Consider the following 16427-nt stretch of genomic DNA (forward strand, 5'->3'; position numbering starts at 1 on the left):
CCGCTGCCATGTCGATGTCTTCGTCGTGGGCGAACACCGACCGGCCGGCGTCCATCGCCCGCTGCAGTGCGACCCGTTTCCGCACCTCGTATACCGGGATCGTGCCGCCGAAGACGGCGTCGAACCACTCAAGCATCTCGTCTGAGACGCCATCGGGCCGGGCCTCGTTTGCAACCACGGCGATCGGACGGATGTCCGCGCCGAAGTACTGTTCGAGCGTGTCGATCTGGTCGTTCAGCAGTTCGAGAGCGCGTCGACTCGTCCCCTTTGCTTCCGCTGGAATGACCACGTTCCGCGATGCCAGCAGCGCGTTATCCGTGAGCGCTCCGAGCCCGGGCGGGCAATCGATCACGATGACGTCGTGCCCCCCGTCGAGATCGTCCAAGGCAGCTTCGAGCCGGCGCTCACCAGCCGTCGCCTGTTTCAGCTGAGCCTCGATGTTCCGTCCCGCCATGCGAGCGGCCGACGGGATCACGTCGAACTCCGGCCCCTCCTGGACGATATCGCCGAGCGTCGCGCTCTCCTCGAGCAGTACTTCGAACAGTGTCGCCCCATCCGTCGAGTAGCTGGCTTTGAGTCCTGTGCCGACGGTCGCGTATCCCTGTGGGGCTAAGTCAATCAGGACGACGTCGTGGCCACGTTCGGCAAGCCCTCCGGCGAGGTTTATCGAGACAGTCGTCTTGCCCGTGCCACCCTTCTGGTTCGTAATGCAGACGCGATACGCCATACGCGCATCGTCTGTGGGGTGCGGGTTAAGTGTACGTCAGACGAACACGCATCGTCCGTGTCACACGCATCACGCAGAGAAAAAGCGCAAGGTACCGCCCGCGGATTCATCGCGACCGACTGGCTGGGAAGACATCACGCAGCCCCTCTCTCAGTGCGGCCAGTATGGATGTTCTTTTTACACGTGCTGTGGGATCGGACCCTCCCCCCAGTGTGGATGAGATGGCTGTAGTACGCCGTTCCGTCCACTACCTTCGTCGCTACGATCCCCTCCCATCCACAGACTGGACACTGCTCAGTATCTTCGGAAGACTCACCGCTCATGAGGATGCACCCCCGGGCCCGTGGCCACCGAACCACTGTGTTTCAACCGTCTCGAAGTAATGCGCGCCACAGTTCGGACACTTCTTCCGGTGGGCGTTNCCCCCGGGCCCGTGGCCACCGAACCACTGTGTTTCAACCGTCTCGAAGTAATGCGCGCCACAGTTCGGACACTTCTTCCGGTGGGCGTTGATGTTGTCCTCGCCGCTGTTAGCCCATCCACAGTCCGAACAGCGTTGAACCTCAACCGGCATAGCTCAGGCCACCTCCTCGACTCCCTCGGTCCATTCTTCGGGGACCTCCTCTCGGTCTACTGCTTCTTTCGAGTGTGACTGAATCCGACCCTCCCCGAGATCGGTCCACGCGGTGACTCTATACCACGTATCCGTGAGTCGGGAGTAAGCGAACCTCTCGCCGTGTTCTATCTCTTTCTCGTGTCTTTCGCTATTCATGATTGTTCAGTCTCCGTGTGTAGTGTACGGTCGTTTCCGCTCCGTTTCACCGTGATAGAATGGTTCGTCCGGCGATCCACGGTCACGATAACGTCGCGAAGACACGGGCCGCGTTGGAGGAGAACTGTCTCCTCGCGCTCGAAAGCGTCTATCGACGACATGCCCCACGAGTTCCATCCGAACGTGATGACGCGCCCTTTCGGACGGACAAGTTTCGCGAACTCTCCGAACGCCTCGAGAACGCCGTCGGCCCGCAGGCCGTCGTATTTGTCGTCCGCTTGGTGGTCGTCAAACGGCGGATCGAAGACGACCGTATCGAACTCTCCGGGAACGAAGTGGTCCGCTATCTCGCACACGTCAACGTGGAGATCGGCCTCGCGGTCCGGGTTGAGATCGTTCCGAACAATCTCGTCGTCGTGCTCGAGGAGCGTCCTCCCCGCGCAGGCGTTGAGAACGCGACCCTCGAGACGGTCTTCGACGAACTCCCGCGCCGGTGTGTACTCGAAGGTCCACCGACCGAGGGTTCGGTGCGATCCGTCGCGATCGCGACCGCCATTCGGAACGATCTCGTCGACCGCCTCGAATCGTTCCATTCCGCCCGAGGAGTTGCCGCTTCGTTCTGTCCCATTTCCGACTTTACCGCCGTCTGCCCGGACTCCGTCGTCGTCGGCTCGGAACCGTCGGCCGCACGAGCGGCACTTGTAGACGGATCGATCGACCTCAGAGTTGTACGTCCGATGCTCAACCTCCGACGAATCGCAGTGTGGGCAGTTCATTTTCTCCCCCTCGCATACTGATCGACGACGATGTGCAGTTCGCCCTCGCCGTCGGGCTCGATTGCCATGTCCACGAGCCCACCNGTTCATTTTCTCCCCCTCGCATACTGATCGACGACGATGTGCAGTTCGCCCTCGCCGTCGGGCTCGATTGCCATGTCCACGAGCCCACCACCGACCGCCTGTCCGTCGGCGATTAGAACGGCAGGCTTGTCGTCAGAGTCACGAAGCGACGACAGCGTGAATCGGTTCGGGGTCGCGTAATCGTCCTCAGCAGTCGGGACTTTGATTGTCCACAGCGCCCCCTCTTTCTCGACACTGAACGGGCCATCAACGCGGAGGAATCCGAAGTCGCCCGCAAGGACGAACTCGTTGATGCTCTCGTACTGTTCAATCATCAGTCTCCCCCTCGGATTTCCTCTCGGACGGATGCTTTCGGCGAGTACCCGCAGGAATCGCACGAAAGGTGTCCAAACGTGTCTTCAGTAGAGAACGTTGTAACGTCCCCACAGCCAGGGCCCTCTGCGCTATACGTCCCGGAGCTGCAGTTGCCGCTTCGTTCTGTCCCATCGGCGAGTCGTGCATCGTCCGTCATTGTTCACTCTCCGAGTCTATTGACCGCCACTCGGTATGCGGAATCATGCAGTGACGGCATTCAGTGCATCCCCACAACTTGTTCTCCACACCGAAGGACTCGCGCCGAATCGTTTGTAGAACCTCTGTGACGGAATATTCCTCACACTTCGGACACCAGTAGGCGTCGTCCGGCGTCGAGTTCTTGGTCATCTTTTTCAGACCGTCGATTAGTTTCTGGCCGTCGCTCTTCTGCTCAGTATCGTCCCCAGATTGTTCGGAGTTCATGCTGGCACCTCCCCGTAGTTCTCCACTTCGAGAACTTCGTAGCTGTCTCGAGTGCCGACGATACCGTGCACGAAGTTGTTCTTCGCCTCGTCTGCTGCTTTCTCCTTGGCCTCGTCCTCGTCGATCGCGTCGACGACGTACTCGTGGTGTCGAGCCTCGCCCGGCTCGTCGTCTGGCCCCCACGCACGGATCAGGACGCCAAACTCCTGCTTGACCTTGTCTCCGGACATTACGCGTCACCTCGCTCAGTGTCCCTGTCTTGGCCGCGGCCGATCCGCTTTTTCTGAAGTGCGATAAACTTCCCCTCACCCCGAGGAACCCACTTGGTGACACGGTAGGAATAGCCCGAGAGGTCGCTGTGCATGACCCGGTCNTGAAGTGCGATAAACTTCCCCTCACCCCGAGGAACCCACTTGGTGACACGGTAGGAATAGCCCGAGAGGTCGCTGTGCATGACCCGGTCACCCGTCTCTATCTCGTGCGGGCAGAATCCTTCCTCGTGATCTTCCCATGGTGCTTTGCAGTCGGGACATTGCTCGGTCTTGTCCTCGAGTTGGTCAGTCATCGAGAACCCCTGCCATCTGATGCCGCCATCGAATGTCAGCAGACAGTTCTCTCCGGCCGCGAGAGGTCGCCTCGTAGTAGTTCGTCCGTCGGTCGACCTCACCCTTGTGGATCAGTCCCATCTCTTCGAGATCGTTGAGGGCCGGGTAGAGACGACCGTGAGTAACGTCCTGACTGTAGAACGTCTCAAGTTTCTCTTTGATCTGCTGTCCTGACGGCTCGTCCATCCCATCCAGAACAGTCAGCACGTCTCGTCGGAAGTCGTTCAGGGCCTCTAACGGCGAATCGTTCGCATTTGGTGTAGTTGCCATTTTGTGACTGTCTCCTACACATACCAGTACTATTTCCGACTACTAAAAGGTTGTGCAGGGTGCACATACTAATTGGATGTGCAGACCCGAAGGTCTTAGTGAGTATCAGTGGTTACTTTGCACATGGCGCGCGCACAACCGACAAGCGAATCCATGGACGAAGAGGACCTCCGACCTGCTGACGAAGCGATTTTAGATGTGTTGACGGAAGGACGGGGATCTGGCAAGCCCTGGGGACGGGCTACGAAAGGGATGCTCGTCGACGAAACTGGATATTCGAGAAATACAGTCTATAATCGGCTTGAAGTGCTGCAAGCAGCTGGACACATCGACGTGAAACACGAATCTACACGGATGTTCGAGTTCGTTACTGATCCACGGAAAGATGCCTGAAGAAGTCGCATTGACCTGTACATACTGTGGCGAACAGTATACGAGGCACCCATCAAGCGCGATGCAATCAAGATTCTGTTCAACATCTTGCCAACACAAACACAGACATGCGCATCCTGCGGAGCATTTTGGGGAGAAGAAAACAGAGTACTACGACCCCCGTGAGCAGGTTTTTGAGCGCGACGGACAACAATGCATCCACTGTGAGAAAGGGAGGGGAGAGAACGTGCTTGACCTTGAACTACACCACGTTATTCCATCTAAGTACTTTCTCGACTATTCTGAGAGTTATTTCGAGGAGAATTTGGTCACGCTTTGTTCAGTCTGTCATACTGCATGGGACAGAACCATACGGAATCTGGCCGAGGAGGAGGGCTCAGAACATGCTGAGTTTGAGACTGCAGTCAAGGAGTGGGGCTCTGAGAATCGCCCGTTCCTGAAAGCGCCAGCAGATGCACTCGAGAGTTCCGATGTTGTCGAACGGCTTCGCGACGAGCTGGACCAAGAGCGCGAGGACTAATCAGCGACCAATAGCACAACCCTCTGTACCACAAGAGCTAGAGACGATTTTCCTATTTGGTCACTGCCGCCAGTGGTTCAGCAGTGCCGCAACGCGGTTCTGGACTTCATGATCCGCCTGGTCAGCGACAAGTGGCGTTATCTGGAACCGCTGGGAGTACTGTTCGTCCCCGCGCTCGCGAAGGCCGATCCCCCATTCGCCCTTCTCGAGCTGCGTCTCTGTGATTGCCTCAACCACGAACCGGTTCGAGAGACGGGCCATTTCGCGATACGTCGCGCTCCAGACGCACTTCTCGCCATCACTTCCTTTTTCGACTCCTGGCCGTCGGATGTAGATTTCAACGTCTTCGTAGTCTTCTGTTGGATTCATGGTTTGGTAATTGGTTATTTAATCGAGTCTATCGGCGGTCATAGGTCTGTTTTACCATAGTGTTCCGTCTCGACCTTTGATCCACATCGGGGGCATGTTGCCCTCCACAGGGAGCCGCTGTACGTCCAACTGTAATCGCAGTTTCCACATTGCAGCTCGTGGTCAGGGAACTTCTCGGTAGCGTCTTCACTCATCGCTTCGCCTCCCCCTCGTGATATAGCGTGTCGGCATTGGCGGTTTCTTCGTTGTCTTCGGGGACACAAGCGAAGCCCTCGCCAAGTATCTTGCCGCCGTCGGGGTACTCGTCCGAGAGTTTGAAACACACCTTGATGCCGGTGCCGTGGTTGATCTGTTCGGCTATCTCCTCTGCCTCCTCAGCGTCCATCCTGACGGTAACCTCGACGTCCCGCGCGTACTCACTCATCGCCATCNGTGGTTGATCTGTTCGGCTATCTCCTCTGCCTCCTCAGCGTCCATCCTGACGGTAACCTCGACGTCCCGCGCGTACTCACTCATCGCCATCACCACGCTTTGCCTTCGCTCGCGGGATGATATCCTCTGGGATATCGGTCGTCTCGTCGATCATGATGTCGTACACACCGTCACAGTGGGCCGCGCGTTCTGCCCGGACGCCGCCCTCAAGGAAGTCGATGTTCCACGCGTGGCCGTGGTAGTGTGTGCCGCCGCAGGAGACGCACCCCTCGATGATCGCCTGGACGCCGTCGACGCGATCGACTACGTTCAGTGGGTTCTTGTCACTCATCGATATCACGCTCCTGTGCGGCCCCGTGGTAAATAATACCCGTCTCCTGCGCTACACTCTCGTCCGGGCGGATCTCGACCGTCCCCGTCGCATCACACGACACACACTCCATGCGCGCGAGTGTTGCNCCCGTCTCCTGCGCTACACTCTCGTCCGGGCGGATCTCGACCGTCCCCGTCGCATCACACGACACACACTCCATGCGCGCGAGTGTTGCGATCTGACTGACATCGCTACGGACCTTCTGCATTGGCATTCCGCACTCGGAACACCCCACTTCGGGCCCCTCCTGGAAGAACCCGCCATCCGACGATGTCTCGTCTCGCGGGTCATCAACGAGCTCCCACAGACCACGGTGGGGCTGACGCACGTGCCCGTGTTCTTTCATTCGTTTCAGCCGCTGGCTGACGTACGGCCGACTGTGCCCCGTCTCTTTGGCGACGTAGCTCGGGTTCACCCGGTCGTCCTCCTCGGCCATGAAGTCGAGGATGTCGTTATCAGCGTCATTCAACTGTCTCGGCTCGAGTGTCATTGAGTCTTGTTTCGCACTCACGATAGTAAATGCTCCCTACAACTACTAATAGCTAACGCCCGTTCTAACTATCCGTTAGTTATATATGTGAGGCACCCGTTGTTGTAACTGAGCACGGGACAGGGCGCAAAAGCCCGGCGCGTTCCAGCGCGCCAGACCGTGCCAAAATCTATGGCAGTTACGCAAACGCACGCGACCGACGAAAACGCATCGATCGAATCGCTCTCCGACCGAGAAACTCGCGCGCTCACCGAAGTCATGTCCACGCTCGACGACCAAGGCGCAGTTGCCGACAACCCGAGCCTGTACGAAGTCGTCAGCAGCAGTGGCAAGTCATACGCGGTCGATCTCGGTGGCGACGAACCGCGATGTACCTGCGCGGACCNCCCGAGCCTGTACGAAGTCGTCAGCAGCAGTGGCAAGTCATACGCGGTCGATCTCGGTGGCGACGAACCGCGATGTACCTGCGCGGACCACCTCCACCGGGGGAAGGTCTGTAAACACATCCACAGAGTGATGTTCGCCACCGGTATTCGGCACATCCCGGCCGACTTCGACCAAGACGAACTCGATGACCAGCTCGGCGAGCACGTCACCGAAGGCCAGCCTCGAATCGCCATGACCGACGGCGGCGTCGCCGCACACCAGCCTTCCAGTGAACGCAAAGACCCACGCGACGATTACATTCTCATCGGTACCGATGCCGATGGGGGCGACCACATCTACCGGACCAAGGACGAGCACGTCTTGGTCGTCGAAGATGGCGAGGTCACGCAGAACTACGATCTCGAGGACCACGACGCGACAGTCAACGAATGGATTGACTACGTCGAGACCAAGATCTACGGCGGGTTCGAGAGCCAGTACCTGTTCAAGACGATGGGCGACTGGGTCTCGGAGGCGATCTAAATGCAGGGCTTCATCAAGGACGCCGACGATAGCGAAACCGAAGAGGTCCAGGCGCTTCGCGAGCTGGTGGTTGCCCGCTCAGTCGAAGGCGACGAACCATCGGCGACCGTCGGATGGCGCTCCCCACTTGGCGGCCCGCGACTCGGCGGAGGGGACGGCCAATGAGCGACGACCTGTCGTTCGCCGAACGTCGACTCAAGATGACCCGCGAAGCCCTCCGTGGGGCCATCGCCGTTGATGCGCCCGCAGGCGTGATAGAAGAACTCGAAAACAAGCGCGACGAGTGGTGCGAGAAGGTCATGAACGAACAGCGACCGGAGCCACGCGACGACCGCCGAGTGCGTCGCAAAGAACGGCAGGCTGAACACGAGCGCAACCGACAATTCCAGAAACAGGTGATGTAATGCGCGACAGCATCACGCTGCGCTGGACTCCCCCGAGCGGGCGGCCACAGCGAGTGCGGCTCGAACCCCGCGACGCCTGCGGTTGGCTGCGCGTGACCGAGGAGTGCAGAGACGGCGAGTGGTGCGAGACGTGCGAGGAAATCGTCGCCGACGTCGGACTCGAGGCACCCGCGGCGGTCATCGGTGGCGGAACGAATAGCAACACCGGACCGTAGGCACGGCATACGAACGAGTATTCGGCGGTTACGCGGTCTGTTCTTCAGAGATCGTCCGGGTGCAGAGAGCCATCCATCAGTTGCTCGCCGCGATTGCTTAGTCGGTACTTGCCGCGCTCGAGCTGCTCAACAAGGCCATGATCCGCCAAGTGCCGACAGCGCTCCCCGACGTACTTGCGAGCGTGACCAGTGTTATCCGAGATCGTCGACGGCCGCTGGATCGATGGATTGCCGCGGACATCGCGCGCGGCGTTGAGGAACTCGAGAATGGTCACATCGGCAGCCGTCATCCAATCGACTTGCCGATGCATTTCACTCGAACCGTTGCACGAGCAGCCCATAACTCCATTGAACCTCTCTAGAACNCATCGGCAGCCGTCATCCAATCGACTTGCCGATGCATTTCACTCGAACCGTTGCACGAGCAGCCCATAACTCCATTGAACCTCTCTAGAACATTACAATTGGGACGCTAAACTTCCCGAATGGGAAGGTAGAAGTCCCGTTCGAGGAAACAAGCTTATGCCACATCAGCAGACAGATATCAGCGATGCTGACTGATCGAAAGGACAGGACAACCAGATATCGAGGCAGTCAGGTGGAAGTGATTGGCCAAGGTAATTGGCGGTCTAAACAAACAGACGGCTGCACGATATCGCGTATAAGTAGCAGTACCGACCACTTTCACTTTCACTGTCCTGTTAGCGGAGATTTATGTGGTAGACTGCCGAATGTTCACAAAGAGACAGCTATGGCTAACAGACAAACTCGAGATCCAGGAAAAAGGGGGGATCAGTCTGCGAGGACAGCAACGTCCTCACCGCCATCGGTGGCCGGGCGGTCGTCGGAGTCGGAGTTTTCATCGAGCAGCCGCTCGATGACGTCGTTAAAGCTATCTCCGGGTCGCTTCTCCTTGTTGAGTCGGGTCCAGGTCTCTTCCGTCACGCGGATATGCTGGTCAGCATCTCGTGCCATATCCGAGTTGTTCCTCGGGACACCATATAAAATATGGGGCAATATGAACGTGGTTAACCACGGTTACCATGTGACTACTGGTGGCATCGGTAACTTTAACACCCATGGCGCACTAGAGGGTAAGTGATGTCGTCGGAGACGCAAATCAGAGTTTCTGATGAAAACTGGAAACGTATCAACCGAGCCCGTGAGCCCGGTGAGACGTTTGATGACGCGCTTCAGAGACTCCTCGACGGCAACGCATCGACCGCAGAATAGCCACTGCCTGCGTGCACGGACATCTGATTGGAACCCAGGTCCCGGGCACGCAGGTGGCTGGCCCCGAACGCAGGCTGACACACCATGTCGAACGAGACCAATACGGGCAATCATTGCCCGCACGTTAGTAATGGTATTGATATATTAAATACTGTTCGCAATAGCGAAAGCAATCACCGAGCGGACGGATTCCCAGCGAGTAGGACTCTCCCGTCTGGCGCAATCGAGTTCTACGGCCAACGGCCGAGCGAGTTCATCTGGGCCGACCCCGCCAACGTCGTCAGCGCGGAGGTGTGGCGATGATGGCAGCCGAAACCGTTTTTGTGATTCCAAATCGGGTGGCAAGCGGCCGACGNCCCCGCCAACGTCGTCAGCGCGGAGGTGTGGCGATGATGGCAGCCGAAACCGTTTTTGTGATTCCAAATCGGGTGGCAAGCGGCCGACGACCGCGGTTCCACACCGACGAGGATTGCCCTCGCTTGGAGAGGGCAGAGACAGTCCGCCCCAAAGAGCGGTCCCTGATCGAGAGTCACCGCAAGCACTGCAAGGTCTGCTCTGGCGAGTTTGAGCGTCACTCCCACGACGGTGATACCAAAGAGCTTCGCGACCTATTGCTCGAGACCGATCCCGACGCAATCGGGGATGGAGAGGCAAGCGCGTGGCGATCGCCGGCGGGCGGGCCACGGTCCGACCAGTGCCCCACTACCACCCCCAACAAACGCGACGGAGGTGAGGCATGAGCGCACACGGCTGGCCCGCTACCGCGGCCGTCACCGGCTACGTGGCGTGCTACGTCGTCGTCAGCATCGCTGGGATGCACTACGGCTACCCGCAAGTCCTGTGGGTGTGGGCAGTCCTTCTGTTCGTCGACTTCGAGATCGGCGAGTGCGACTGCTGTGAGCGGGGGGACTACTGATGCCGGAGTTCGTCTGCCCGGTCTGCAACTGCAACGTGCCCCTCGGGCCGTCCGGCCTCGAATACGGCCACTCGCGCGGCCACCATAACGGGAAAGAAAAGTGCCCGTGCCGTCCCGCGGGCGTCGATNCCCTCGGGCCGTCCGGCCTCGAATACGGCCACTCGCGCGGCCACCATAACGGGAAAGAAAAGTGCCCGTGCCGTCCCGCGGGCGTCGATCCCAAGCGTGCGAACGGGGTGAGGGCGTGATGAGGAGTTTGTGGAAACTCCGGTGCCCCGAAGGCCACTCCTCGATTGAGTGCTATGGCTCGAGCTACCGCTGCAAGAGTTGTGAGCGGGTCTACGACGACGGGCCCTTCGACGTGACAGAGACCGAGTTTCCGGTGGACGGCGTCGAACCCCGTGAGAAGGCATCTCGGCAAGAAGTGCTCCGGGCTGTCGTCTCGCTCTGCAACAAACCCATGCGGTCGTGTGCCCGTGCCAGTGAGTTAGACATCCCCGGATCGAACCGGCAGATTGGCCGCCCCCTCTCCGCGCTGTGTGCCGACGGCCTGGTCCGCAAGATGAGTAACGAGAGCCGGGGGCACCACTGGCGACCGACAGACGCCGGGCGGCAGCGCGTCGTCGAACTCGAGCGTGAGCGGGTGTTCGAGAACGGCCCCGACCGTGGCCGTGCGCAGGTCTCGACGCCGAGCCTGATCGGCCTCGCCACCGTGTTCGTCGGCCTCGTGCTCATCGCTGGCTTTGCGATCGGCACTTGCGGGGTGGGACTATGAGCACCGACTCGGCCCCCAACACGAAGTTCGCGCCGGTTCCGATGCCAGTGCCGCGAGACCCCAGCGAGTTCCGTGCAACGGCCCACTTCTCCCAGCGGCTCCGTGAGCGCGTCCCATCGGCTCTGCGCGACCGTGTCGTCCGTGAGTGCATCGAGAGCGGCTTTTGCCGTGGTGCATCGCCGCCAGACAGTATCGACTCTGACGACCAGATGGTGCAAGCATTCGCCTTCGACCAGGAGGTCGAAGGCGTCGAATGGACGGTCGTCGTCGGTATCATGCGCGACGCCTACCTGCGCGATGGTGCCAAGCACAAAGCGATCACGGTCTACCCGGGGGATGACGATGAGTAAGGAGGATTCCGTAGTTTTACCTATCAGCAGTGAGAACGGTGGAGTAGCGACTAACGAAAATCAAGAACCCCGGCCCAGAAAAGTGGCCGCGTCCTCAGCGCGGACCGAGGCCGGTGTTCTGCGCCTAAGCAAGATGACGTTCGAGACCCAGCCTAATAGCAGTTACGACAGGAGTAGCGATTCTAAACAGCCTCGCGGCCGGGAGGGGGATGGCGATGACTGACCCCGCCGACGTCGTCGAGGGGTTCACCCACGAGATCGCCGGCGGTGTGGTCGCGGTGACCGTCGAACCGATCCCCGGCGGCAAGGTCAAGCTCACCGCCGAACACAACGACGAGGTGCTCGAAAGTGGTGAGTACAAACGCAACGTCTTCTCGAAGCCGACGCCTCGGGGAAGCTTCTTGAACAGTGTCGAGGAGTCGCTTGAATCCAAGTCCGGTGTCGACGCCAGCGACATCCGCCGCGAACTGAAGGAGTGGTTCGCGGAGATGAACGAGCTGGCCAAGGAAGAGCAGGAGGACCTCCTCCCACCCGAGATTCAGGAGATCCTCAATGGCACGCAGTACCCGATTGAGATTTATGACGGTGAGCCGACCACCTGGAAGGTCACGCTCGAATACGCTGGTCGCCTGCGTGAACTCGAGTTCACATCTTCGGAGATGATTAGCGACAGTGGCGGTGCGCTCCGGGAGAAGATCGCCAACCAGTTTTTCGAGCTGGTTGAGATCCAAGAAGAGGACTGGAAGGCCATCCGCGACCGGTGGCAGGAGCGGACCGAGGTCATGCACATCGCCGACGAGACTGCCAACGATGCAATCGCCGAGCGCGTCCTTGAGTACATCTCGAATAACGTGATGCCGGTCGACGACCAGGACAAGTTGGGCAACGACGTCGCCTCGGCTTGGTACGACAGCGGCAACAGCGCCGGATGCGACGACGCTCCCCCCGATGCCGACATCCTCTGGGTCCAGGATAGTTTCTTCGTCGACCAACTCGAAAACGCGGGCAAGCAGATCGAATATAAAGGACAACTCGTCAAAGACCTCATCTCCCGCGGCGAACTCCACGGGAAGAAAAGCCGCCGCCGGTGGATCGGCTCCTCACGCGCGAAGTACTGGCCATTCGACCCCGATAGCCTCGGGGTTGATCCCGAGGATATCGCCATCGACGACCCCGCCCACAGCGAGGTGGAGGTATGACGCGCGTTGTCCTCATCGATGGCGCGCCAGGAGCCGGTAAGACACGCACACTCAGCGAGCGTCTGGAGGATGAAGCGCAGCAGGGACTCCAGTTGAGCGACTTCTACTGGCTCAACTTCACGAACTCGGGGCGCGAAGACGTCGAGCCCGAGATCGAAGACGTATACCCCGACACCGACAGTGATATTGAACCCACGGACCGGGCGAAGACTGTCCATGGACTCGCGCTCTCGCTTGCCATCATGGAAGGCGAGATCGACCCGAACAACGTCAGCGACCAGATCATCGTCCAAGGGAATTTCCATGGGGATGAGGTCGACCCCTACGCTGACTTTTGCCGACGCCAGGGGATGACATACGACCCGGACTACTCGGACCCGCGGAAGCTCCTCTCTGGCGTCTCCGAATCGACGAACACCGGCAACTTGCTGTTCGCGATCAACGACTACCTCACCCAGACGTGCAAGCCCCCAGAGAAGTGGCGGAGTACGTCGGTCGACATCCCGATCAACGGCGACAACGTCGTGGCGCTCCTCGAAGCGTGGGACGAGTACAAGCGCGACCCACCTCACGTCGATATGCGACTGTTCGAGCACGGAGACTACGTCGCCCTGGCCGCCGACAGCGGTCTGGTCCCGCCCGTCGACGTGCTGTTCATCGACGAGTTCCAGGACCTGGCACCGCTCGAATACCGCCTGTATAAGCTCTGGCGAGACAGTGGCGAACTCGACCGCCTCTACATCGCTGGCGATCCGAACCAGTCAATCTACTCGTTCCGTGGCGGCACGCCATACTACTTCGATCGCACCGACTCCGATGAGCAGATCGAACTCAAGGACTCCTACCGCTGCCCCGACGAGATCGCGTCAGTCGGCCGGGCTGTGCTGGCCGCACACACCGACACTGACCCACGCGGATTCGGCGGGGTCGACACCGGGGGGACCGTCCAGTGGCAGTCACTTCGCAACAAGTACGACCTTCGCGACGGCGTGATCGAGGCGACCGAGGCGGCCGATGACACCCCGTCCGTACTGTTACTGACGCGGACGAACTACCAGTTGCGACAGTTGACGAACGACCTCCGCGATGTCGGTGTTCCGTTCGAGATGNCCCCGTCCGTACTGTTACTGACGCGGACGAACTACCAGTTGCGACAGTTGACGAACGACCTCCGCGATGTCGGTGTTCCGTTCGAGATGCTCGGCAGCTATGGCGGTATCTGGCGGGGCGACCTCGAACGGATGCTCGGAGTGTTGAACGGGATGGTTTCCGGTGCAGAGGTGTTCGCCTACGAAAACGTCCGGACGGTCTGGAACAATCTCCCCGAAGACATCGACGCGCAAGCCAACCCACTCGCCGACACGCTCGACCACGATGCCGTCGATCGGATCTTTGGGCGCTACGATAGCGCCGAGGAGATCATCACACGGCTCGAACTGCCGGCCTGGAAGCGCGACGTCCTGAAGAACGCGCTCCGAGCGCCGGCGGCGATGCAATCCGAAGAGGTTCGCGTCGGGACGATCCACACAGCCAAGGGACTCGAAGCGCCGACCGTCTACCTGTTTACGACATCGTCGGACTCGATGGTCACGCGTTACTCTCGCAGCACCAAACAGGCCGCCGAAGAGCACCGAGTCTACTACGTCGGTGCCACGCGCGCCAGCGAAGAGTTGAACCTCGTCGATAGCTACTTCGATGGCCCAACCGCCCCGCCGATCGAGAAGATTCGCCGCAACCAGGAGGTGATCGCATGAGCCTCTCCGACCACGAACTCGTCGAGAAACACCTCGAACAGAACCCCGGGGCGTCGGTCGCCGAAGTATCCGGTGCGACTGGCGTTGCACCCCCACAAGTAGCCGATCTCATCGACGAGGTCGATGTCCAGGAGGCGGACGAGTCAGCCGAGACTGTAGAGCCAGTGAGCGTCTCAGATCACTACGACCGCGTCGGCGATGTCTACACTGAACTCGGGTCAGTCGACGGCGGGCTGTTCTGTCTCGGGAATCACGACTTCGTCGGCTGGTATCGCTCCCGTAGCGGCGGAGGTGACTGGGATGGCCAGGGCCGCCCCTACGCGCTTGCCAAGGAGTGGCAAGCACTCCGTCACGATACTGACCGCGTAGTTTACTCCACGGTCAACTACGTCCCGGCGCGATGGTTCATGGACGCCTGGGACGAGTACCGCTGGGGAGACGATGGGCGAGTCTGGAAGGCCGATGACGCGCCGATGCCCGACTACGCCGATATCCGAGCCTACACGCCGATCGTCGACGTCGACCTCGAGGACGATGCGAAACTCGACCGGCCCGAGGGTGATGCTCCCCGGGAAGCAATCGAGGGCGCAATCGGAGGCTACATCGACGCGTTCGCCGACCTGGCCGGGGATCGAAAACACGTCTTCGCCCTCGATAGTGTCGGTGGGGCGTACGTCATGGTCTCGCCGATGTCCACCGCACCAATCGCCGAAGCCTTCGACGCCAGCGAGCGCGATCTCCTCTTCGACGAGCTNGGGGCGTACGTCATGGTCTCGCCGATGTCCACCGCACCAATCGCCGAAGCCTTCGACGCCAGCGAGCGCGATCTCCTCTTCGACGAGCTCACCGACCGACTCAACGACTGGGTCGAGGATGTCGCCGACCGTGTCACAGCAGAGGCGGGGCTCGAAGGTGTCTTCGAAGCCGACCGGGTCAACCACAAAAACCGACTCTACAAGGCCCCCCTATCGGTTCACAAGTCACTTGATGGTGTCGTCACGCCGATCAATACCGCCACCCCACAGTACGAGTTCCCCCCACTTGCCGACGTCGACGATGACCTCGTTGAGCGGACCCACCACTGGGCGCGTGCATTCACCGACGACAGGCATCGCGACGCCGTGGGTGCCATCGTCGAGACGATCTGGCCCGACTACCACGCCGACGCCGAGGACTGGGAAGCCGCCCTCACCGACCGCCTCGAGGATCTGACCGACGAGGTGGAGCGCAACCGAGACCGCCAGCAGTCCCAACTCCCAGCCGGCGACATCCCCGACGATCTCGAGACCACCGACAGCATCGACGTCATCGCCGCCGCAGTTGAGGGGATCGACGTCGCCGGGCTTGCANCCCAGCCGGCGACATCCCCGACGATCTCGAGACCACCGACAGCATCGACGTCATCGCCGCCGCAGTTGAGGGGATCGACGTCGCCGGGCTTGCACGAAAGATCGCCGACGGTGTCGTCGAACGCGACACGCTACGGTTTGACCCCAGCTGGCGCGTCTCGAGCACTGGCGAATCCTGTATCGCCGACCGGGACAAGTTCTACGACCTCAAAGAGGGTGGGGGTGGAGGTGCGCTGAAACTCATCGCCCTCGATCGCCGGCACATCAACGTGAGAAGCGCCAACCAGGACGTCTCCGGCGAGGACTACTGGAAGGCCGTCAACGAACTCCGCCGAGAAGGGTACCAGATCCCCTACTTCGAAGGCCGCAACGGCACCCACCCGGACGTCCTGCGGCTGTTCGAGGATGCCGACGACGAAGAAGAGAAACAGCGCCAGACGATGCGCGCTATCTTCTCGCAGTAGCGGTCTCTTTCCTTTCGGCTTCGTGATGTGTCTTGTCCAACCCAGGGTTGGACAGATCCGCTTTTCGCGCTATTTTCGGCATTTCTGCCTTGGACGGGTTGGACAATATATCGCGCGCAAGGCTGATTTTGTCCAACCCTTCCGATCAAACCCCCCTCTGTCCAGCCCTGTCACTGTAAGGGTTGGACAGAGATAATCGCAAGACAGCGGAGGGGTAGATTCGGTTTGTCCAACCCGTCCAACCCTTCCAGCCCATTCTGGAGGGGGGGGG

Annotated in this window: 25 protein-coding genes (1 of these 25 running past the window's edge); 13 read left to right on the forward strand and 12 right to left on the reverse strand. The window is 60.0% G+C overall.

From position 1 onward, the window contains the following. Together C480_RS24215 and C480_RS10330 are read right to left on the reverse strand one after the other, a co-directional pair. Positions 1-727 carry the 5' portion of a ParA family protein gene (locus C480_RS24215; RefSeq protein WP_006665562.1) on the reverse strand. It extends 443 nt beyond the left edge of the window, so 727 of the gene's 1170 nt are visible here — the first part of the coding sequence; the start codon lies at positions 725-727; its stop codon lies off the left edge, out of view. A gap of 577 nt (positions 728-1304) precedes the next feature. Further along, on the reverse strand, positions 1305-1499 hold the full coding sequence (locus C480_RS10330) for a hypothetical protein (protein ID WP_006665563.1): 195 nt from the start codon (positions 1497-1499) through the stop codon (positions 1305-1307). Positions 1500-1558: 59 nt separating this feature from the next. Between C480_RS10330 and C480_RS23985 the strand changes: the two genes are divergently transcribed. Then, positions 1559-2296 carry a hypothetical protein gene (locus C480_RS23985; RefSeq protein WP_161607004.1) on the forward strand — a complete coding sequence of 246 codons (738 nt, stop codon included), beginning with the start codon at positions 1559-1561 and terminating at the stop codon, positions 2294-2296. Between the two features lie 65 nt (positions 2297-2361). On the opposite strand, the gene C480_RS10340 is transcribed toward C480_RS23985, so the two are convergent. From C480_RS10340 to C480_RS10360, 4 genes are all read right to left on the reverse strand, one after another. Further along, positions 2362-2673 carry a hypothetical protein gene (locus C480_RS10340; protein WP_006665565.1) on the reverse strand — a complete coding sequence of 104 codons (312 nt, stop codon included), beginning with the start codon at positions 2671-2673 and terminating at the stop codon, positions 2362-2364. Positions 2674-2866: 193 nt separating this feature from the next. Then, positions 2867-3136 carry a hypothetical protein gene (locus tag C480_RS10345; protein ID WP_006665566.1) on the reverse strand — a complete coding sequence of 90 codons (270 nt, stop codon included), beginning with the start codon at positions 3134-3136 and terminating at the stop codon, positions 2867-2869. Beyond that, positions 3133-3366, reverse strand: coding sequence for a hypothetical protein (locus tag C480_RS10350; protein WP_006665567.1), 234 nt, complete (start codon positions 3364-3366; stop codon positions 3133-3135). Before C480_RS10350 ends, C480_RS10345 begins: the two co-directional genes overlap by 4 nt. A 327-nt stretch (positions 3367-3693) precedes the next feature. Then, positions 3694-4011, reverse strand: coding sequence for a PadR family transcriptional regulator (locus tag C480_RS10360; RefSeq protein ID WP_049903549.1), 318 nt, complete (start codon positions 4009-4011; stop codon positions 3694-3696). A 123-nt stretch (positions 4012-4134) separates the two neighbouring features. Here C480_RS10360 and C480_RS10365 point away from each other — a divergent pair, with 123 nt between their 5' ends. Together C480_RS10365 and C480_RS10370 are read left to right on the forward strand one after the other, a co-directional pair. Then, entirely contained in the window at positions 4135-4404 is a 270-nt protein-coding gene (locus tag C480_RS10365; RefSeq protein WP_241433816.1) for an ArsR family transcriptional regulator, read from the forward strand. Further along, positions 4397-4924 (forward strand): HNH endonuclease, encoded by a 528-nt coding sequence (locus C480_RS10370; RefSeq protein ID WP_083873370.1) that lies wholly within the window; start codon positions 4397-4399, stop codon positions 4922-4924. Before C480_RS10365 ends, C480_RS10370 begins: the two co-directional genes overlap by 8 nt. Positions 4925-4984: 60 nt before the next feature. Here C480_RS10370 and C480_RS10375 read toward each other — a convergent pair whose 3' ends face one another. From C480_RS10375 to C480_RS22195, 4 genes are all read right to left on the reverse strand, one after another. Further along, positions 4985-5293: a hypothetical protein gene (locus C480_RS10375; RefSeq protein ID WP_006665572.1), complete on the reverse strand. Its 309-nt coding sequence runs from the start codon at positions 5291-5293 to the stop codon at positions 4985-4987. Between the two features lie 190 nt (positions 5294-5483). Continuing rightward, positions 5484-5717, reverse strand: a complete 234-nt coding sequence (locus tag C480_RS10380) for a hypothetical protein (RefSeq protein WP_152424042.1) — start codon at positions 5715-5717, stop codon at positions 5484-5486. Positions 5718-5801: 84 nt separating this feature from the next. Next, on the reverse strand, positions 5802-6056 hold the full coding sequence (locus C480_RS10385) for a hypothetical protein (RefSeq protein ID WP_006665574.1): 255 nt from the start codon (positions 6054-6056) through the stop codon (positions 5802-5804). After that, complete coding sequence (locus C480_RS22195) at positions 6049-6588, reverse strand: helix-turn-helix transcriptional regulator (RefSeq protein WP_006665575.1); 540 nt, start codon at positions 6586-6588, stop codon at positions 6049-6051. Before C480_RS22195 ends, C480_RS10385 begins: the two co-directional genes overlap by 8 nt. Positions 6589-6846: 258 nt before the next feature. Between C480_RS22195 and C480_RS23990 the strand changes: the two genes are divergently transcribed. The 4 genes from C480_RS23990 to C480_RS10405 are packed head-to-tail and all read left to right on the forward strand — an operon-like array spanning position 6847 to position 8116. Then, positions 6847-7497, forward strand: a complete 651-nt coding sequence (locus C480_RS23990; protein ID WP_455429539.1) for an SWIM zinc finger family protein — start codon at positions 6847-6849, stop codon at positions 7495-7497. Further along, entirely contained in the window at positions 7498-7662 is a 165-nt protein-coding gene (locus C480_RS23475) for a hypothetical protein (RefSeq protein ID WP_161607005.1), read from the forward strand. Continuing rightward, the gene (locus C480_RS10400; RefSeq protein WP_006665577.1) at positions 7659-7901 is read left to right on the forward strand and encodes a hypothetical protein; all 243 of its coding nucleotides are present in this window, start codon (positions 7659-7661) and stop codon (positions 7899-7901) included. Before C480_RS23475 ends, C480_RS10400 begins: the two co-directional genes overlap by 4 nt. Then, the gene (locus C480_RS10405) at positions 7901-8116 is read left to right on the forward strand and encodes a hypothetical protein (RefSeq protein WP_006665578.1); all 216 of its coding nucleotides are present in this window, start codon (positions 7901-7903) and stop codon (positions 8114-8116) included. Before C480_RS10400 ends, C480_RS10405 begins: the two co-directional genes overlap by 1 nt. Before the next feature lie 44 nt (positions 8117-8160). Here the strand turns inward: C480_RS10405 and C480_RS10410 are convergent, their stop codons facing one another. After that, the gene (locus C480_RS10410; protein WP_152424043.1) at positions 8161-8406 is read right to left on the reverse strand and encodes a hypothetical protein; all 246 of its coding nucleotides are present in this window, start codon (positions 8404-8406) and stop codon (positions 8161-8163) included. A gap of 502 nt (positions 8407-8908) precedes the next feature. After that, the gene (locus tag C480_RS10415) at positions 8909-9091 is read right to left on the reverse strand and encodes an antitoxin VapB family protein (protein ID WP_006665580.1); all 183 of its coding nucleotides are present in this window, start codon (positions 9089-9091) and stop codon (positions 8909-8911) included. Positions 9092-10085: 994 nt separating this feature from the next. Here C480_RS10415 and C480_RS10425 point away from each other — a divergent pair. From C480_RS10425 to C480_RS10460, 6 genes are all read left to right on the forward strand, one after another. Next, on the forward strand, positions 10086-10265 hold the full coding sequence (locus C480_RS10425; RefSeq protein ID WP_049903556.1) for a hypothetical protein: 180 nt from the start codon (positions 10086-10088) through the stop codon (positions 10263-10265). Positions 10266-10827: 562 nt separating this feature from the next. Next, the gene (locus C480_RS23010) at positions 10828-11040 is read left to right on the forward strand and encodes a hypothetical protein (protein ID WP_152424044.1); all 213 of its coding nucleotides are present in this window, start codon (positions 10828-10830) and stop codon (positions 11038-11040) included. Further along, on the forward strand, positions 11037-11390 hold the full coding sequence (locus C480_RS10440; RefSeq protein WP_006665583.1) for a hypothetical protein: 354 nt from the start codon (positions 11037-11039) through the stop codon (positions 11388-11390). Before C480_RS23010 ends, C480_RS10440 begins: the two co-directional genes overlap by 4 nt. Before the next feature lie 215 nt (positions 11391-11605). Next, positions 11606-12589 carry a hypothetical protein gene (locus tag C480_RS10445; protein ID WP_152424045.1) on the forward strand — a complete coding sequence of 328 codons (984 nt, stop codon included), beginning with the start codon at positions 11606-11608 and terminating at the stop codon, positions 12587-12589. Further along, on the forward strand, positions 12586-14343 hold the full coding sequence (locus C480_RS10450; RefSeq protein WP_006665585.1) for a 3'-5' exonuclease: 1758 nt from the start codon (positions 12586-12588) through the stop codon (positions 14341-14343). The genes C480_RS10445 and C480_RS10450 overlap by 4 nt, the downstream gene beginning before the upstream one ends. 1618 nt (positions 14344-15961) lie before the next feature. Next, positions 15962-16156: a hypothetical protein gene (locus C480_RS10460; RefSeq protein WP_006665587.1), complete on the forward strand. Its 195-nt coding sequence runs from the start codon at positions 15962-15964 to the stop codon at positions 16154-16156. Positions 16157-16427: the final 271 nt, after the last annotated feature.

Source organism: Natrialba aegyptia DSM 13077 (assembly GCF_000337535.1).
Lineage (GTDB): Archaea > Halobacteriota > Halobacteria > Halobacteriales > Natrialbaceae > Natrialba > Natrialba aegyptia.

Excerpts from the sequence above, each read along its gene's own strand:
- C480_RS23475 (WP_161607005.1), top strand. The coding sequence starts at position 7,498 with ATGCAGGGCTTCATCAAGGACGCCGACGATAGCGAAACCGAAGAGGTC.
- C480_RS10440 (WP_006665583.1), top strand. The coding sequence starts at position 11,037 with ATGAGCACCGACTCGGCCCCCAACACGAAGTTCGCGCCGGTTCCGATG.
- C480_RS10410 (WP_152424043.1), bottom strand. The coding sequence starts at position 8,406 with ATGACGGCTGCCGATGTGACCATTCTCGAGTTCCTCAACGCCGCGCGC.
- C480_RS10370 (WP_083873370.1), top strand. The coding sequence starts at position 4,397 with ATGCCTGAAGAAGTCGCATTGACCTGTACATACTGTGGCGAACAGTAT.
- C480_RS10330 (WP_006665563.1), bottom strand. The coding sequence starts at position 1,499 with ATGAATAGCGAAAGACACGAGAAAGAGATAGAACACGGCGAGAGGTTC.
- C480_RS10345 (WP_006665566.1), bottom strand. The coding sequence starts at position 3,136 with ATGAACTCCGAACAATCTGGGGACGATACTGAGCAGAAGAGCGACGGC.
- C480_RS10375 (WP_006665572.1), bottom strand. The coding sequence starts at position 5,293 with ATGAATCCAACAGAAGACTACGAAGACGTTGAAATCTACATCCGACGG.
- C480_RS10445 (WP_152424045.1), top strand. The coding sequence starts at position 11,606 with ATGACTGACCCCGCCGACGTCGTCGAGGGGTTCACCCACGAGATCGCC.
- C480_RS10415 (WP_006665580.1), bottom strand. The coding sequence starts at position 9,091 with ATGGCACGAGATGCTGACCAGCATATCCGCGTGACGGAAGAGACCTGG.
- C480_RS23010 (WP_152424044.1), top strand. The coding sequence starts at position 10,828 with ATGAGTAACGAGAGCCGGGGGCACCACTGGCGACCGACAGACGCCGGG.
- C480_RS10340 (WP_006665565.1), bottom strand. The coding sequence starts at position 2,673 with ATGATTGAACAGTACGAGAGCATCAACGAGTTCGTCCTTGCGGGCGAC.
- C480_RS10385 (WP_006665574.1), bottom strand. The coding sequence starts at position 6,056 with ATGAGTGACAAGAACCCACTGAACGTAGTCGATCGCGTCGACGGCGTC.
- C480_RS10405 (WP_006665578.1), top strand. The coding sequence starts at position 7,901 with ATGCGCGACAGCATCACGCTGCGCTGGACTCCCCCGAGCGGGCGGCCA.
- C480_RS10350 (WP_006665567.1), bottom strand. The coding sequence starts at position 3,366 with ATGTCCGGAGACAAGGTCAAGCAGGAGTTTGGCGTCCTGATCCGTGCG.
- C480_RS10380 (WP_152424042.1), bottom strand. The coding sequence starts at position 5,717 with ATGAGTGAGTACGCGCGGGACGTCGAGGTTACCGTCAGGATGGACGCT.
- C480_RS10400 (WP_006665577.1), top strand. The coding sequence starts at position 7,659 with ATGAGCGACGACCTGTCGTTCGCCGAACGTCGACTCAAGATGACCCGC.
- C480_RS10360 (WP_049903549.1), bottom strand. The coding sequence starts at position 4,011 with ATGGCAACTACACCAAATGCGAACGATTCGCCGTTAGAGGCCCTGAAC.
- C480_RS23985 (WP_161607004.1), top strand. The coding sequence starts at position 1,559 with ATGGTTCGTCCGGCGATCCACGGTCACGATAACGTCGCGAAGACACGG.
- C480_RS10365 (WP_241433816.1), top strand. The coding sequence starts at position 4,135 with ATGGCGCGCGCACAACCGACAAGCGAATCCATGGACGAAGAGGACCTC.
- C480_RS10425 (WP_049903556.1), top strand. The coding sequence starts at position 10,086 with ATGAGCGCACACGGCTGGCCCGCTACCGCGGCCGTCACCGGCTACGTG.